Here is a 16,573-nt window from a genome sequence, read left to right as displayed (position 1 = left end):
GCTCCTAGACTGACGCGGGCGGACTCCCACCGGGCGAGGGGCGGTTGACGGTGCGTAAGGCATGGATCGTGGCGGGCGCCGCTCTCGCGGCGGGGCTCAGCTTCGTGATGCTGCTCGTCGTCGGCGTGTACATCGTCGCCGGGAACCTCGCCAACGGCGTGGGCGGCGGCGCCAAGGCGCTGGCCAAGGGCGCGGTCCCGGCCGCCTATCAGACCCTCGTGCAGAAGTGGGGCAACCTCTGCCCCGCCATCAATCCGGCACTGCTCGCCGCCCAGCTCTACCAGGAGAGCGGGTTCAACCCGAAGGCCCAGAGCGCGGCGGCGGCTCAGGGGATAGCGCAGTTCATCCCCGGGACCTGGGCCACGCACGGCGTCGACGGCGACGGGGACGGCGACAAGGACGTCTGGGATCCGAATGACGCGATTCCGTCGGCGGCGTCGTACGACTGCTCGCTCGCCTCGTATGTGAAGGACGTTCCCGGAAATCTGACCGAAAACATGCTGGCCTCGTACAACGCGGGTGCCTACGCGGTCATCAAGTACGGGGGTGTGCCGCCGTACAAGGAGACCCAGAACTACGTGAAGACGATCACGACGCTGGAGGACAGCTTCGCGGCTCCCGTCAGCCGGGTCGATCCGTCGAAGCAGGCGGCCGGTGCCATCTACTACGCGCAGAAGAAGCTCGGCACGCCCTATCTGTGGGGCGGTACCGGTACCGCTGACCAGGGCGGACGCTTCGACTGCTCGGGGCTGACGCAGGCCGCCTACGAGAGTGTCGGGATCACACTGCCGCGGGTCGCCAACGACCAGTACAACGCGGGGCCGCATCCGGAGCGGGCCGAGCTGCTCCCCGGCGATCTGGTGTTCTTCTCGGACGACCTCACCAATTCACGGGCCATCCGGCATGTGGGGATTTATGTGGGCGGCGGGTACATGATCGACGCGCCGCGAACGGGTGCTGTGATCCGGTTCGACCCGATCGACACCCCGGACTACTTCGGGGCCACCCGGGTCACCGAAGATGGCGCGAAAGCGTTGCCCACGACCGTCTGAGCAGGGTCGAACAGATCGTGAACCTGCCCCCTGAGCTGCGGCGATGAGTCTCTCTTCGATAACGTCTGAGTGATCATTCGGTGGAGTGTGGAACGTATCAACAGGAGCCGTGCGTTCCTGGTGACGTAGCCGAACAGGCAGCGAGAGAGACGACGAAGGGGCCGAGCGCCATGGCTGGACTCGCAGAATCCGGGTCGAACCCTGACGTCGATCTGCTGTACGACATCAACGGGCTCGCCAAGGACGCCCCGGCCTGGTTCGACCGGGCCATGGGGTACGTCGGTGAGTACGGACTGCTGCTCGCCATGGTGCTGCTCATCGTGTGGTGCTGGTGGACCGTACGGCGGCGCGGCGGCGAGGACGCGGCCTCGTCGGTGGCGGCCCTCGTGTGGGCCCCGCTCGCGGCCGGCGTCGCGGTACTCGTGAACGTGCCGATACGAGGGTTCGTGGAGCGGCCCCGGCCCTTCCTCACCCATGAGGGACTGGAAGTCCTCGTCTCCGGCAAGACCGACTTCTCCTTCGTGAGCGACCACGCCACGATCACCATGGCCATGGCCGTCGGGCTCTTCGTCGCCAACCGGAAGTTCGGGTTCTTCGGGCTCGGGCTCGCCCTGCTCGAAGGTTTCTGCCGCATCTACATGGGCGTGCACTACCCGACCGATGTGGTCGGCGGATTCGCGCTCGGAACCGCCGTGGCCCTGCTGCTGTCGCCCCTCGCCATGGCCCTGCTCACGCCGGTGGCCAAGGCCGTCGAGCGCTCGCCCCGGGCCGGTTGGCTGATCAGCGCGCGGGGTCGGTCGCACGACGGACAGGACACGGTGATCCCGGGAGCCCGGCGCGAGGCCGCCGACGCGGAGGAACGGGATCTCGCCGCGTAGCCCCGGTACCCGGCCTGAGGACATCCGCGGCACCCCGTCCCAGCCGCAGCCTCAAGCCCAGCCTCAGGCCCGGTCCTGTTTTCCCACCCGGCTCTGGTCCCGCCCTCGGTCCTACAGGGCCTGGGGGTAGGTGAAGAAGCGGTTCGGGTCGTACTGCTTCTTCAGCTTCGCCAGGCGGGCCGCCGCGTCGCCGTAGTACGCCTTGCGCCAGTCCGTCAGGGTCGGGTCCGTGTAGTTCTGGTAGGCCGCGCCCGAGGCGTGCGGCTTCATCGCGGTGTGGGCCCCGGTCAGCCAGGACTGGGCCGTCGAGCCGCTGGTGCCCGCCCGCCAGGAGGCGATGTACTGGGCCAGCATCCGGGAGCGGCGGTGGACGAACGCCGTCGCCGTCGGGGAGACCCGGTTGACGGCTCCGCCGAGGGCCGTGAACGCGATGCTGCCCGAGCCGCCGCGGACCGACGTCAGCTGCTTGAGCAGGGTCTGGATCCCGGCCGCGGACAGGGACTTGTCGAAGAAGTCCGACTTCGCCGCGTAGGTCTCCCGGTTCAGGGCGCCCTGCGGGGAACGGCCGGGGGTGGTGCCGGGCAGGTGGCACTGGGCGTCGGAGGAGAACGAGGAGCAGCCTGCGTAGATCTCCATCGCCTCCTCGTAGCCCCGGCGGCGCAGCGAGACACTGCTCGCGGGGGCGCCCACCTTGTCCGCGAGGCGATCGACGGCGTTCTTGAGTTCGCCGTACGTGCCGATGGAGAAAGCGGCGACCGAGATGGTGGCCCGGCCGCCCGAGGTGCCCGCCAGGTGCAGGGACGACCAGATCTCGTCCGGCTGGGTCGGGCCCCACGCCTGCCACGCCTTGACGACCGCCGCCGCCTTCGACCACGGCCAGGAGAGATACGCCGTCACCGCCTGCGGGGCCGGGTGGGTCTTGAAGCGCAGTTCCGTCACGACGCCGAAGTTGCCGTTGCCCGCGCCGCGCAGGGCCCAGAAGAGGTCCTTGTTCTCGGTCGCGTTTGCCGTCAGCTGCTTGCCGTCCGCCGTGATCAGGGTCGCCTGGGTGAGGCTGTCGCAGGTCAGGCCGTAGGCACGGGAGACGACGCCATGGCCGCCGCCGAGGGTGAGGCCGGAGACGCCGACGGTGGGGCAGGAGCCGGCCGGGATGGTCACGCCCTTCGCGGCGAGCGCGCGGTAGACGTCGATCAGCTTGGCGCCGGCGCCGACGACGGCCGTGTTGCCGGTGGCCCGTACGCGGTTCAGCTTCGAGACGTCGATGATCAGGCGGCCGTTGCCGGACGACCAGCCCGCGTAGGAGTGGCCGCCGTTGCGGATCGCCACGTGGAAGGCGTGGGCCCGGGCGTAGGCGAGGGTCGTGCGGATGTCGTCGGGGTGGGCGACGTAGGCGACCGCGGACGGTTTGAGGGAGTCGAAGCGGGTGTTGTAGAGCTGGTGGGCCGCCGGCCAGGCCGAGTCGCCGGGGCGGACCAGGGTGCCGTCGAGGGTGCGGGCGAGGGCGGACCAGTTGGCGGGGACGGTGGCGCCGGCCGACTTGAACGCGGCGCCGGAGGCGCGGGACGCGGTGGAGGTGCCGGTCGCCGAGTCGCCGCCGGTTGCCTTGCAGGCCGTGACGGCGGCTGTGAGGGTGGCCGCGCCGGCGGCGATGAGTGTGCGCCGTTCCATGTCCCTGCCTCTGCGTGTGTGTCTGCGTGTGGGGGGCGTCTGTGTGGGCCTTCGTGGAACGAGACGGGGGATTGGGGGGTGGGGGTTCCATGGGCCGTAGCCGTGCCGTAGCTGCGGGGCTGGGGCGTCGGTGCCGAGGGGGTGGGCGTGTGGGCCGGGGCTGTGGTCGGCGAGGGGTGGGTGCGCAGCCCGGCGTTGCGGGGTGCCGCCTGCGCCCACCCGTGCCGCCCCAGCGGCACGACTGCCCGCAGGCTGGGGGGTTGGTGGGTGCGGGGGTCGGCGGCACGGCTGCTCGCGGGCTGGGGGCGTCGGGGGGTTGGTCGGGCGGGGGCCGGCTCCCGTGGCGGGTGTGCGGGCGCCAGGCCGTGTTGGTGGGCTCGGGGGGTGGGGGGTCAGTCGGGGGTGTGGGATGCCGCGTCTGTTCTTGCCTGGCTTCTTGCTCGGCGGGCCGGGCCGCGCCAGCCGCAGGTGCAGCGGGCCGAGCAGAAGCGGCCTTGTTCCACGGTCGTCGTGAGGTGCGTCGGTCGGTCTGGGGGTGGGGGGACCCTGTCCTGCTGTGCCACGGCGACAACGGTACCCAGGCCACGTAAAGGGTGGGTATGCGCGTGACGACGCCATCTACTCGTCGTTAATCGGAACGACGGGGGGCCCGTGACGGACGTACCGGGGGTAGGCAGGCGATGGCGGAGCAACGGCACAGGCGGACGGGCGGCGTGGTGGTCGCGGCGGGAGTCCTGGCCGGTGTGTGTCTCGGGGCCACGGGATGCGCCGGGAGCGATGCCGCCCTCGACGAGGACGCGCGGTCCGGGGACCCGGTCGAGACCCTGCACCGGGCCGCCGACACCCTGGTGGACGCCGGGAGTTCGAAGGCCCGCACATCCATGGAGATGGCCACCGGCGGAACCCGGGTGACCATTCGAGGGCTGGGCGTCTACGACTACCGGCGGCAGCTGGGGCAGTTGAAGGTGATGCTGCCGCAGGATCCGGCGGGGGCCCGCGACCATCGGCCCATCACCGAACTCCTCGCTCCCGGTGCCCTGTTCATGAAGAACCGGGGGGCCGGAGTGCCCGCCGACAAGTGGGTGCGGGTCGACACCGCCACGCTCTCGGACGGGAACCTCGTCACCGGCGGCGCCACCGATCCGCTCGCCGCCGCCGAGGTGCTGCGCGGGACGCGGACGGCGACGTACGTGGGAAGGACCGAGGTCGCGGGGACGGCCGTACGGCACTACCGCGGGACCGCGGACCTCGGGCGGGCGGCCCGGGAGGCGTCCGCGGGGAACAAGGGGCCGCTCGCGGCGGCGGCGAAAGGGTTCGCCACGGCCGCGGTTCCGTTCGACGTCTACCTCGACGACGAGGGCCGCATCCGCAAGGTCCGGCACCGGTTCAGCTTTGTGAACGGTCACCGGAAGGGAACCGTGGCGGTCGCCTCGACGACGCTGCTGTACGACTTCGGGGTCCCCGCCGACGTACGGCTGCCGGCCGCCGGCGACATCTACGCGGGCCGGATCGCCGAGGAATGAGCCGGCCCGCGTCGGGCACGGGACCGTGACGGGCGTCAAGGACTAGCCCTTCCGTGCCATGCGCGGTGTGTAGCGGCTCCCTACTCTAGGAAGTCGGTGACGGCAGAGAAGAGGTGATGCGCGTGGCTCCGGTCGGCGGTACGGCAGTTCAGGACCACGTGGCCCTCGCCGAGATCGAGCTGTGCGGAGAGCTGATCATCGCGGCCTCGGCGGCCGGCGAGGAACGGCTCAGCCTGGAGAGCATCGACGAGGTGCTGAAAGTGGCCGAGGAACGAGCGGACGCCTCCGGCTACTGAGGAGGCGGTCAGGTGCGCAGCAGGCGGCCGATCGCCTTGGTCGCCTCTTCCACCTTGGCGTCGATCTCGGTGCCGCCCTTGACGGCGGCGTCGGCGACGCAGTGGCGCAGATGCTCCTCCAGGAGCTGCAGCGCGAAGGACTGCAGGGCCTTGGTGGAGGCGGAGACCTGCGTGAGTATGTCGATGCAGTAGGTGTCCTCGTCGACCATCCGCTGCAGGCCGCGGATCTGGCCCTCGATGCGGCGCAGGCGTTTGAGGTGCTCGTCCTTCTGCTTGTGGTAGCCGTGCACACCGCGGTCGTGGTCGGTGACGATGTCCGGTTCTGTGACGTCCGCGTCGGCGGAGGGCACTTCAGCGCCGGGCCCTGTGGTCGTCGTCGCGTCCATCGTGTCCTCCGGCCGTCCTGCAGACATATACCCCTACAGGGTATATCGTACCGAACTTTGCTGGGTATGGGGCATGCGAGCGGCCCCCGTGCCGAACACTCTGCCTGATGGGCGACACTGGGGGACGGCCCATTAGCCGTGGCCGGATGATGCGCCTAGCATCAGCCTGACCGAAACCGATGCACCCCGAGGACCCCTTGTGCGCTTTCGTCTGACCCCCAGGGAGACGAGCTTCTACGACATGTTCGCCGCATCCGCGGACAACATCGTCACGGGCTCGAAGCTCCTCATGGAACTGCTCGGGGCGGACACCGCCGGCCGGGCCGAGATCGCAGAGCGTATGCGGGCCGCGGAACACGCAGGTGACGATGCGACGCACGCGATCTTCCACCAGTTGAACTCCTCGTTCATCACGCCGTTCGACCGTGAGGACATCTACAACCTCGCGTCGTCGCTCGACGACATCATGGACTTCATGGAGGAGGCCGTCGACCTGGTCGTGCTGTACCAGGTCGAGGACCTGCCCAAGGGCGTGGAGCAGCAGATCGAGGTGCTGGCGCGGGCGGCCGAGCTGACCGCCGAGGCCATGCCGAACCTGCGCACCATGGACAATCTCACCGAGTACTGGATCGAGGTCAACCGGCTGGAGAACCAGGCCGACCAGATCCACCGCAAGCTGCTGGCCATGCTCTTCAACGGCAAGTACGAGGCCATCGAGGTGCTCAAGCTCAAGCAGATCGTGGATGTGCTGGAGGAAGCGGCCGACGCGTTCGAGCACGTGGCGAACACGGTGGAGACCATCGCCGTCAAGGAGTCCTGACCTCTTCATGGACACCCTTGCTCTGGTCGTGACCGTCGCGGTCGCGCTCTTCTTCACTTACACCAACGGCTTCCACGACTCGGCGAACGCCATCGCCACGTCGGTCTCGACGCGGGCACTCACCCCGCGGGCGGCTCTCGCCATGGCCGCGGTCATGAACCTGGCCGGTGCGTTTCTCGGTTCCGGGGTCGCCAAGACCGTCAGCGAAGGGCTGATTGAGACGCCCGAGGGATCGAAGGGGATGGGAATCCTCTTCGCGGCGCTGGTCGGCGCGATCACCTGGAACCTCGTCACCTGGTACTTCGGACTGCCCTCGTCCTCCTCGCACGCGTTGTTCGGCGGGATGGTCGGGGCGGCGCTGGCCGGTGGCACGACGGTGTACTGGGACGGGGTGCTGGAGAAGGTCGTCATCCCGATGTTCATCTCGCCGGTGGTGGGCCTGGTGGTCGGCTATCTGGTGATGACGGCGATCATGTGGATCTTCCGGCGCGCCAACCCGCACAAGGCGAAGCGGGGCTTCCGGATCGCGCAGACGGTCTCGGCGGCCGGGATGGCGCTCGGGCACGGTCTTCAGGACGCGCAGAAGACGATGGGCATCGTGGTGATGGCCCTGGTCATCGCCGATGTCGAGGACCACGGTGATCCGATCCCGGTGTGGGTGAAGATCGTGTGTGCCGTGATGCTGTCGCTCGGTACGTACGCGGGTGGCTGGCGGATCATGCGGACGCTGGGCCGGAAGATCATCGAGCTGGATCCGCCGCAGGGGTTCGCCGCGGAGGCGACGGGCGCGTCGATCATGTTCACGACCGCGTTTCTCTTCAAGGCGCCGATCTCGACGACTCACGTCATCACGTCCGCGATCATGGGCGTCGGCGCGACGAAGCGGGTGAACGCCGTGCGGTGGGGTGTCGCCAAGAACATCATCCTGGGCTGGTTCATCACGATGCCGGCGGCGGGGTTCGTGGCGGCGTGCGCGTACGGGGTAGTGAACCTGGCGTTCCTGTAGCCGCCGCCGTTCCCTTACCCGGAACCCGGCACCACCCCGTGCGGCCCGTGCGGCCCGTGTGTCCTGGGGGCTCCGCCCCCAGACCCCCGAGCCTATGCCCACCCACCACCCGACTCGGTAAGTCGAAAGGGAACCGCCGCCCTCGCCCCGACTCGGTGAGTCGAGAGGGAACCGCCGCCCTCGCCCCGCGGCCGGCCGAGAAGCGGCGGGTACTGCGCAACTCAGGGGGGCGGGAGCGAGTTTCGGTGTCACGTCTCCCTCCCCGTGAGGGGTCTGGCTGGGTCAGGTGGGTACGGCGGTGAGGGGGCGGGTCGGGGGGTGTTCGCCCGCAGGGGCGGCGCGGGGGGTGCCGGTTCCCTTTTGAGGGACGGATTCCGCGCCGTTCCGAGGACGGACACCCCCCGGCACGTCCCCGACCCACGACAGACGGAACGGGCCCGCCCCCCGGGAGCCGGGGGGCGGGCCCTTCTCGACCTCGCGGTGGCACCGCCATGCAGCACCGCGAGGAGTCTCAGGGGGGACGGTCTAGCCGAAGCGGCCCGAGATGTAGTCCTCGGTGGCCTGGACGGACGGATTGGAGAAGATGCGTTCCGTGTCGTCTATCTCGATGAGCTTGCCGGGCTGGCCGACCGCCGCGAGGTTGAAGAAGGCGGTGCGGTCGGATACGCGGGCCGCCTGTTGCATGTTGTGCGTGACGATGACGATCGTGAAGCGCTCCTTGAGCTCCCCGATCAGGTCCTCGATGGCGAGGGTCGAGATCGGGTCCAGGGCCGAGCAGGGCTCGTCCATCAGGAGCACGTTCGGTTCCACGGCGATGGCCCGCGCGATGCACAGCCGCTGCTGCTGGCCGCCGGACAGGCCCGAGCCGGGCTTGTTGAGGCGGTCCTTCACCTCGTTCCAGAGGTTCGCGCCCTTGAGGGACTTCTCGACGATGTCCGCCAGTTCGCTCTTCTTGTAGCTGCCGTTCAGGCGCAGTCCCGCGGCCACGTTGTCGAAGATCGACATCGTGGGGAACGGGTTAGGGCGCTGGAACACCATGCCGACCTCGCGCCGCACCGACACCGGGTCGATGCCGTGGCCGTAGAGGTCCTCGTCGTCCAGGAGCACCTTGCCCTCGACGCGTCCGCCCGAGGTGACCTCGTGCATCCGGTTCAGGGTGCGCAGGAACGTGGACTTGCCGCAGCCGGAGGGGCCGATGAAGGCCGTCACCGAGCGCGGCTCGACCGTCATCGAGATGTCCTCGATCGCCTTGTGTGATCCGTAGTAGGCGGTGAGCCCGCTCACGTCGATTCGCTTGGCCATGTCTCTACTTCGCTTTCAGGTCGGTCAGATCAGTCGCTGTGGCCGCGTCAGCGACCGGTCTTGGGTGCCTTCCAGCGGGCGATCCCGCGGGCCACCAGGTTGAGGATCATCACGAAGGCGATCAGCGTCAGTGACGCCGCCCAGGCGCGGTCGTACGCCGCTCCGGAGCCCGCGCTGTTCGCGTACTGCTGGTAGATGTACAGCGGCAGCGACGCCTGCGCACCCTCGAAGGGGTTGGCGTTGATGAACGGGTTGCCCCAGACGAGGAGCAGCACCGGGGCGGTCTCGCCGGCGATACGGGCGATCGCCAGCATGATGCCCGTGGTGATGCCGCCGATGGAGGTCGGCAGGACCACCTTCAGGATGGTGCGCCACTTGGGGACACCGAGCGCCAGGGACGCCTCGCGCAGCTCGTTCGGGACGAGCTTGAGCATCTCCTCGGTGGAGCGGACGACGACCGGCATCATCAGGATGGCCAGCGCGAGCGAGCCGGCGAAGCCGAAGGGCTGCATGTCGAACTGCAGCATCAGGCTGAGGATGAACAGACCGGCGACGATCGAGGGGATGCCGGTCATCACGTCGACGAAGAACGTGATGGCCCGGGAGAGGTTGCCCCGCCCGTACTCCACCAGGTAGACGGCGGTGAGCACGCCGATCGGCGCGGCGATCAGCGTGGCGAGGCCGACCTGTTCCAGGCTGCCGAGGATGGCGGCGTAGATGCCGCCGCCGGGCTCGGTGTCGGCGACCACGCCCATGGAGTGGGTCAGGAAGTAGACGTCGAGGACCTTCACACCGCGCGCGACGGTCACCCAGACCAGGGAGACCAGCGGGACCACGGCGAGCAGGAAGGCGACCCAGACCAGCGAGGTCGCGATGCGGTCCTTGGCCTGGCGGGGGCCTTCCACGCGGGCGGCGATGCCGAACGTGCCGGCGAGGAAGAGGATCGCGGCGATCAGGCCCCACTGGACGCGGCTGTGGAGGCCACCGGCGAGTCCGATGCCGATCGCCAGGGCGACGGAGCCGACGGCGATGGCGTACGGGGACCATTTCGGGAGGCGGGCGCCCTGCAGGGTGCTGGGGCTCTTGGCGACGGCGGTGCTCATGCGTTGGCCCCCGAGTACTCCTTGCGGCGGGCGATGATCGCGCGGGCCGCGCCGTTGACCAGCAGGGTGATGACGAAGAGGACCAGACCGGAGGCGATGAGCGCGTCCCGGCCGAACTCGGTGGCCTCGCCGAACTTGCTGGCGATGTTCTGGGCGAAGGTGCCGCCGCCCGGGTCGAGCAGGCTGGCCTGGATGTCGAAGGTCGGCGAGAGCACGGTGGCCACGGCCATCGTCTCGCCGAGGGCGCGGCCGAGGCCGAGCATCGAGGCGGAGATCACACCGGAGCGGCCGAAGGGGATCACCGCCATGCGGATGACCTCCCAGCGGGTGGCGCCGAGCGCGAGGGCCGCTTCCTCGATCATCTGCGGAGCCTGGCGGAAGACCTCGCGGCTCACGTTGGTGATGACCGGCAGGATCATGATCGCGAGCAGGATGCCGACGGTGAGCATCGACCGGGGGGCGCCGCCCTCCCAGGAGAAGATGCCGGTCCAGCCGAGGTAGTCGTTCAGCCAGCCGAAGAGGCCGTCCATCTGCGGTACGAGGATCAGGGCGCCCCAGAGGCCGTAGACGATGGACGGCACGGCGGCGAGGAGGTCGATCACGTACGCGATGGGGCCGCGGAGCCGGCGCGGGGCGTAGTGCGTGAGGAACAGCGCGATGGCGACGGCGATCGGGACGGCGATGACCATGGCGATGACCGAGGAGACGATCGTGCCGAAGGCGAGGACCGCGATGCCGAACTTCGGCGGGAGGACGCTGGTGTTCCACTCGAAGGCGGTGAGGAAGTTGGCGTCGTCCTTGCTGATCGCGAGGGTCGCCCGGTAGGTGAGGAAGACCGCGATGGCGGCCATGATCACCAGCAGGAAGATGCCCGAGCCGCGGGAGAGGCCGAGGAAGATCCGGTCACCGGGGCGGGTGGCGCCACGGGCCGCGCGCTTGTGCTCGGTCGGCGTGGGTGGTTCGGGGGTGGGGGGCGGGGCTTCGGTGTGCTTCGTGGTTATGTCCATCGGGTTCTCCGGTCTGCGGGACCGTACGCGCCGTACGGCCCTGTGGAGCCGGACGCGGTACGCGGCGGCTCCTGGCGGCGGTGCACCGGACGATGCGGCCGGTCCGGGGCGCTCGGACCCCGGACCGGCCGCATGCGGATCAGCTCAGGCCCTCGATGGTGGTGCGGACCTTGGCGATGATGTCGTCGGGGATGGGGGCGTAGCCGCTGTCGGCGAGCACGCCCTGGCCGTCCTCGGAGGCGATGTAGCCCAGGAACGCCTTGGTGGCGGGCAGGGTGTCGGCCTTGTTGCCCTTGTCGCAGACGATCTCGTACGTGACCAGGGTGATCGGGTAGGCGCCCTCGGCCTTGGTCGCGTAGTCCAGCTCCAGCGAGAGGTCCTTGCCGGTGCCGACGACCTTGGCGGCCGCGATGGCCTTGGTGGCGTTGTCGACGGTGGCCTCGACCGGGGCGGAGGCGCCGGTGTCGATGGCGACCGCGTTGATGCCGTCCTTGGCGTACGACAGCTCCATGTAGCTGATGGCGCCGGAGGTCTGCTTGACCTGCTGGGCGACACCGGAGGAGCCGGAGGCGGACTGGCCGCCCTTGGCCTGCCAGGCCTTGCCGCCCTCGTACTTCCAGTTGGCGGGGGAGGAGGCGATCAGGTACTTGGTGAAGTTGTCCGTGGTGCCGGACTCGTCCGAGCGGTGGAACGCCTGGATCTTGAGGTCGGGCAGCTTCGCGTCGGGGTTGAGCTTCGCGATGGCCGCGTCGTTCCAGTTGGTGATCTTGCTGTCGAAGATCTTGGCGAGCGTCGCGGCGTCCAGGACCAGCTTGTCGACGCCCGGGACGTTGTAACCCACGGCGATCGGGCCGCCGACCATCGGGAGGTCGATGCCCTGGCCGCCGGTGCAGACCGCCTTGGAGGCGGTGACCTCTTCGGGCTTCAGCGCGGAGTCGGAACCGGCGAAGGCCACCTGGCCCTGGGTGAACGCGGTGACGCCGGCGCCGGAGCCGCCGCCCTTGTAGTTGATCTGCACACCACAGGCGGCGGAGAACTGCTTCACCCAGGCGTCGATCGCGTTCTTCTGCGCGGAGGAGCCGTCGGCGAGGAGCTGGCCCTTGGCGTCGTCGCACTTGATGTTGCCGGCGGCGGCGGTGGATCCGGCGCTGCTGCCGCCGCTGGTGCCGGTGTCGTCGGAGCCGCACGCCGTGAGGGCCAGGGCGCTGGAGACGGCGAGAGCACCGAGGGTGAGGGCCCGCCGGTTCATGCGCTGAAGCTTCACTTGAGGGAGTTCCTTCCAGGAGCCGCCGTCCTGAACCGGCGGCGTGCGAGGTCTGCGTCGACGCGGATGTCTGTTCGACACACGCTCCGCATCGTGTAAGGCCGAAAGTAGGCAGATCAGGTGAAGGCGCCGAAGGCCATAAATGAACGGGGGGTGAACCCCTGAGGGCGGTGCGGTGAGGTCACGGAACGCTTACGTCGAGGACACAGGGTGATTCCGACGACCGGGCCGGCCGCGGGGCCCGGAACAGGGCGTCCACGGGGCGTCGAGGAGGGCGCGGTCCCCCGGTCGGATCAGGCCCTTCCGGGCGGTTGTCCCCGAGGGTCCGGGGCGGGCGTCACGACCCGGTGGCCTCGGGGCCGTCGTCCGGGACGAGGGTGCGGAGCGCGGCCGGGATCAGGTCCTGGTCCCTCTCGTGCGTCAGCCGTTCGCGGGCCTGGCGTGGTGTGAGCCAGACGAGGTCGGTGGTCTCGTCGTTGGGTTCGAAGGCTCCGCCGGTTGCCTCGGCCGCCCAGTAGCGGACCTCTTTGGGCCGGTTCTGATGGTCGACGTACCGGGCCGAGGGCAGCCCCGCCCCCAGACGGCATGTGTGCCCGGTCTCCTCCAGCACCTCGCGGAGCGCCGCCTCCTCGAACGTCTCGCCCCGCTTGAGCTTGCCCTTGGGCCACGACCAGTCGGCCCACTTGGGCCGGTAGACCAACGCGAGTTCCAGCCCGCCGGCGGACGAGCGGCGCCACAGGACGCAGCCGGCCGCCTGGACGGGGGCCGCTGTCCGGGCAGGGGCTTGTCGGCCGGGTGCTTGCCGGCCGGGGGTTTCCTTCGGGTGGATCACCGGGGTTCACCGCCTTCTCGCACGGTCAGGGCGTACCGACCGCCTGTTTCTGCCAGGACTGCTGGAACGCGAAACGGGCCGCCTCCACCTCGTGCCGCTGGTCGGCGTGGAGCACGCCGAGGGCGTACGCCGTGGCCGGGGCGATCCGCGGGGTCCGGGCCGCCTGGGCCGCCGCTGCCGCCGCCTCCGAGGCGTCCCGGTGGTGGTTGAGGGCCTGGCCCGCGGTGAGCAGCCGCAGGTCGACGGGGGCGTCCGGCCCGTCGAGGATCTCCAGGGCGTAGCGGTGCAGGCGCAGCAGGAGGCGGACCTGGTGCCAGGGGGCGTCCTGGGGGTGCGGGGCCGGGTCGGGGGAGAGGCCGTGGATCAGGGCCTCGGCGTTGTAGGGGTGGCCCGCGGTGACCAGGGGCAGCGCCGCGACGGCGTCCGTGAGGCGTTCCTCGGCGGCGGTCGCGAAGGGGCGCAGGGCGGTGCCGGGGGCCGGGTGGGTGAGGGGGACCTCGCTGGCGAGTACGGCGATGTTGTCGGCGACCGCGTGGAAGCGGGAGGAGCCGAGCGCCTGGAGGGCGGTGCTGTGGGACCGGGTCCGGGCGAGGGTGAGCTGGCGTTCGAGCAGGGCGCCCGCCTTGGCCGCGCCGACGGTCAGGTTGCCGCGGTCGGGTGCGGGCGCCGGGTGGGACGGGGGACCGGCGCTGCCGGGTCGTGCCGTGCCCGCCTGGTCCGCACCGGCGGAACGACTGCCCACGGTCACTCGGGACGCGCCCGCGCCCGCGCCGACGGGAGCGGCGGCGGGAGCGGCGGCGGTCACCGACTGGGTCGGGAAGACCGCGCCCGACAGGCGGTGCAGAGCCAGCAGGAGCCGCTCCAGCCGGGCCCCGTACGCGTGCTCCATCGCCAACGTGCCCGACAGCCAGGCCAGTTCGGGGCGCATCGACTCCGACCAGTCGGCGTCGAGCAGGGGGCGGAAGGTGTGCAGGCTGCCGCTGATGCGGCGGACCGAGTGGCGCAGGGCACGGGCCGCGTCGACGGTCGCCTCCGCCCCGGCCGCCGTGCCGCCGGCCTCGCGGTGCAGCCGCAGCGCACGGAGGAACTCCGTGGCCTGGGAGCGCAGATAGCCCGCGAGAGCGTCCCCGGTGACGTGCCCGACGGGCCCGGACAGGGGGTTCGTCGGGTCAGGGTTTTGCTGTGCCACGCCGGCGCCTCCGGGCGTCTATGAGCATCTCCTGGACGTTGCGCAGGGGTTGGCCGTCCGGGTCGGTCGCGTGCCGTGTCCACTCGCCGTCCGGGCCGAGGTGCCAGGAGGCGGTGGTGTCGGACATGCCCGTCTCCAGAAGGCGGTTGAGGGTCGCCCGGTGACCCGGGTCGGTGACCCTCACCAGTGCCTCGATACGGCGGTCGAGGTTGCGGTGCATCATGTCGGCGCTGCCGAACCACACCTCGGGCTCGCCGCCGTTGCCGAAGGCGAACACCCGGGAGTGCTCCAGGAAGCGGCCGAGGATCGAGCGGACCCGGATGTTCTCGGACAGGCCGGTGACGCCGGGGCGGACCGCGCAGATGCCGCGCACCCAGACGTCGCAGGGCACGCCTGCCTGGGAGGCGCGGTACATGGCGTCGATGATCGCCTCGTCCACCATCGAGTTGACCTTGATGCGGACGAACGCGGGGCGTCCGGCACGGTGGTGCTGGACCTCCTTGTTGATCCGGGCGATCAGGCCGTCCCGCAGGGACTTGGGGGCGACGAGGAGGCGGCGGTACGTCTCGCGGCGCGAGTAGCCCGACAGCCGGTTGAACAGGTCGGAGAGGTCCGCGCCGACCTGCGGGTCGGCCGTGAGCAGGCCGAGGTCCTCGTAGAGCCGGGCCGTCTTCGGGTGGTAGTTGCCGGTGCCGACGTGGCTGTACCGCCGGAGGGTGTCGCCCTCCTGGCGGACCACCAGGGACAGCTTGCAGTGGGTCTTGAGGCCGACCAGGCCGTAGACCACGTGGCAGCCGGCCTCCTCCAGCTTGCGCGCCCACTTGATGTTGGCGTGCTCGTCGAAGCGGGCCTTGATCTCCACGAGGACGAGGACCTGCTTGCCGGCCTCGGCGGCGTCGATGAGCGCGTCGACTATGGGGGAGTCGCCCGAGGTCCGGTACAGGGTCTGCTTGATGGCGAGGACGTCGTCGTCCTCGGCGGCCTGCTGGAGGAACGCCTGCACCGACGTCGAGAAGGAGTCGTACGGGTGGTGCAGCAGGACGTCCCGGGTGCGCAGCGCGGCGAAGATGTCGGGCGCGGACGCCGACTCGACCTCGGCCAGGTCGCGGTGGACGCCGGCGATGAACTTCTTGTACTTCAGCTCGGGCCGGTCGATGGAGGCGATGCGGAAGAGGCCCGTGAGGTCCAGGGGGCCCGGCAGCGGGTACACCTCCGCCTCGCTGATCTTCAGCTCGCGCACCAGGAGGTCGAGCACCTCGCGGTCGATGGACTCCTCGACCTCCAGGCGTACCGGCGGCCCGAAGCGGCGCCGCATGAGTTCCCGCTCCAGGGCCTGGAGGAGGTTCTCGGCGTCGTCCTCCTCGACCTCCAGGTCCTCGTTGCGGGTGAGGCGGAAGGCGTGGTGCTCCAGGACCTCCATGCCCGGGAACAGCTCCTCCAGGTGGGCGCCGATGACGTCCTCGATGGGGACGTACCGGCCCGGGGAGCTCTCCAGGAAGCGGGACAGCAGCGGCGGCACCTTGACGCGGGCGAAGTGGCGGTGGCCGCTGACGGGGTTCCGTACCACGACCGCGAGGTTCAGGGAGAGGCCCGAGATGTACGGGAAGGGGTGCGCCGGGTCGACCGCGAGGGGGGTCAGCACCGGGAAGATCTGGTGGCGGAAGAGGGTGAACAGGCGGGCCTGTTCCTTCTCCTGGAGCTCGTTCCAGCGGACCAGGTGGATGCCCTCTTCGGCGAGGGCGGGGGCGACGTCCTCGTGGTAGCAGGCGGAGTGGCGGGCCATCAGCTCGCGGGAGCGGGCCCAGATCATCTCCAGGACCTCGCGGGGCTGGAGGCCGGACGCGGACCGGGTGGCGACACCGGTGTGGATCCGGCGCTTCAGGCCGGCCACCCGGACCATGAAGAACTCGTCCAGGTTGCTGGCGAAGATGGCGAGGAAGTTCGCCCGTTCGAGCAGGGGGGTGTTCGGGTCCTCGGCGAGTTCCAGGACCCGTTCGTTGAACGCGAGCCAACTGCGTTCCCGGTCGAGGAACCGGCCCTGGGGGAGCTGGGGGCCGTCGAACGGTGATTCCTCGTACGCGTCGAGGTCGGCGTCGAGGTCGGGTTCCAGGTCGGAGACGACGGCCGCCACGGTGTGCGGGCGGTGCGCGGCTATGGAACCCACGGAGGGCTGGGCGTGCTGGACCTGTGCCTGGGTGTCTGGCTGGCTCATGGACCCATTCTTCCGCGCCACGAGCGATACAGGCG

The 16,573-nt window shown here is 70.2% G+C and carries 15 protein-coding genes; 6 read left to right on the top strand and 9 right to left on the bottom strand.

Annotated features, from left to right (window positions below):
• Positions 1-107: 107 nt before the first annotated feature.
• Positions 108-1,052, top strand: a complete 945-nt coding sequence (locus tag ACZ5VD_RS39045; RefSeq protein WP_468685200.1) for a C40 family peptidase — start codon at positions 108-110, stop codon at positions 1,050-1,052.
• 170 nt (positions 1,053-1,222) lie between these two features.
• Entirely contained in the window at positions 1,223-1,930 is a 708-nt protein-coding gene (locus tag ACZ5VD_RS39040) for a phosphatase PAP2 family protein (protein ID WP_468553219.1), read from the top strand.
• Between the two features lie 111 nt (positions 1,931-2,041).
• On the opposite strand, the gene ACZ5VD_RS39035 is transcribed toward ACZ5VD_RS39040, so the two are convergent.
• Positions 2,042-3,598, bottom strand: coding sequence for an FAD-binding oxidoreductase (locus ACZ5VD_RS39035; RefSeq protein ID WP_468685184.1), 1,557 nt, complete (start codon positions 3,596-3,598; stop codon positions 2,042-2,044).
• A gap of 680 nt (positions 3,599-4,278) precedes the next feature.
• Between ACZ5VD_RS39035 and ACZ5VD_RS39030 the strand changes: the two genes are divergently transcribed.
• Positions 4,279-5,121, top strand: a complete 843-nt coding sequence (locus tag ACZ5VD_RS39030; protein ID WP_468553217.1) for an SCO4651 family lipoprotein — start codon at positions 4,279-4,281, stop codon at positions 5,119-5,121.
• A 116-nt stretch (positions 5,122-5,237) separates the two neighbouring features.
• Positions 5,238-5,417, top strand: coding sequence for a hypothetical protein (locus ACZ5VD_RS39025; RefSeq protein WP_468553216.1), 180 nt, complete (start codon positions 5,238-5,240; stop codon positions 5,415-5,417).
• A gap of 8 nt (positions 5,418-5,425) precedes the next feature.
• Here the strand turns inward: ACZ5VD_RS39025 and ACZ5VD_RS39020 are convergent, their stop codons facing one another.
• Positions 5,426-5,803, bottom strand: coding sequence for a metal-sensitive transcriptional regulator (locus tag ACZ5VD_RS39020; protein WP_468553237.1), 378 nt, complete (start codon positions 5,801-5,803; stop codon positions 5,426-5,428).
• Between the two features lie 199 nt (positions 5,804-6,002).
• Between ACZ5VD_RS39020 and ACZ5VD_RS39015 the strand changes: the two genes are divergently transcribed.
• Positions 6,003-6,623, top strand: coding sequence for a DUF47 domain-containing protein (locus ACZ5VD_RS39015; RefSeq protein WP_468553215.1), 621 nt, complete (start codon positions 6,003-6,005; stop codon positions 6,621-6,623).
• Between the two features lie 7 nt (positions 6,624-6,630).
• Positions 6,631-7,629, top strand: coding sequence for an inorganic phosphate transporter (locus ACZ5VD_RS39010; protein ID WP_468553214.1), 999 nt, complete (start codon positions 6,631-6,633; stop codon positions 7,627-7,629).
• A gap of 525 nt (positions 7,630-8,154) precedes the next feature.
• Here ACZ5VD_RS39010 and pstB read toward each other — a convergent pair.
• The 7 genes from pstB to ACZ5VD_RS38975 all read right to left on the bottom strand — a co-directional run bounded on the left by pstB (position 8,155) and on the right by ACZ5VD_RS38975 (position 16,538).
• A complete protein-coding gene (gene pstB, locus ACZ5VD_RS39005) occupies positions 8,155-8,931 on the bottom strand; it encodes a phosphate ABC transporter ATP-binding protein PstB (RefSeq protein WP_468553213.1) in 777 nt (258 codons plus the stop codon).
• Between the two features lie 47 nt (positions 8,932-8,978).
• Positions 8,979-10,034 carry a phosphate ABC transporter permease PstA gene (gene pstA, locus ACZ5VD_RS39000; protein ID WP_468553212.1) on the bottom strand — a complete coding sequence of 352 codons (1,056 nt, stop codon included), beginning with the start codon at positions 10,032-10,034 and terminating at the stop codon, positions 8,979-8,981.
• The gene (pstC, locus tag ACZ5VD_RS38995; RefSeq protein ID WP_468553211.1) at positions 10,031-11,041 is read right to left on the bottom strand and encodes a phosphate ABC transporter permease subunit PstC; all 1,011 of its coding nucleotides are present in this window, start codon (positions 11,039-11,041) and stop codon (positions 10,031-10,033) included. The genes pstA and pstC overlap by 4 nt, the downstream gene beginning before the upstream one ends.
• A 139-nt stretch (positions 11,042-11,180) precedes the next feature.
• Positions 11,181-12,305, bottom strand: coding sequence for a phosphate ABC transporter substrate-binding protein PstS (pstS, locus tag ACZ5VD_RS38990; protein WP_468553210.1), 1,125 nt, complete (start codon positions 12,303-12,305; stop codon positions 11,181-11,183).
• 337 nt (positions 12,306-12,642) lie between these two features.
• Complete coding sequence (locus ACZ5VD_RS38985) at positions 12,643-13,137, bottom strand: NUDIX hydrolase (RefSeq protein WP_468685182.1); 495 nt, start codon at positions 13,135-13,137, stop codon at positions 12,643-12,645.
• A 25-nt stretch (positions 13,138-13,162) separates the two neighbouring features.
• Positions 13,163-14,326 (bottom strand): CHAD domain-containing protein, encoded by a 1,164-nt coding sequence (locus ACZ5VD_RS38980; protein WP_468685180.1) that lies wholly within the window; start codon positions 14,324-14,326, stop codon positions 13,163-13,165.
• Positions 14,307-16,538, bottom strand: coding sequence for an RNA degradosome polyphosphate kinase (locus tag ACZ5VD_RS38975; protein ID WP_468553207.1), 2,232 nt, complete (start codon positions 16,536-16,538; stop codon positions 14,307-14,309). The genes ACZ5VD_RS38980 and ACZ5VD_RS38975 overlap by 20 nt, the downstream gene beginning before the upstream one ends.
• Positions 16,539-16,573: the final 35 nt, after the last annotated feature.

This window comes from Streptomyces sp. NPDC032822, assembly GCF_055578825.1.
The sequence above is the reverse complement of the archived record's forward strand: the minus strand, read 5'-3'. Positions and strand labels throughout refer to the sequence as shown.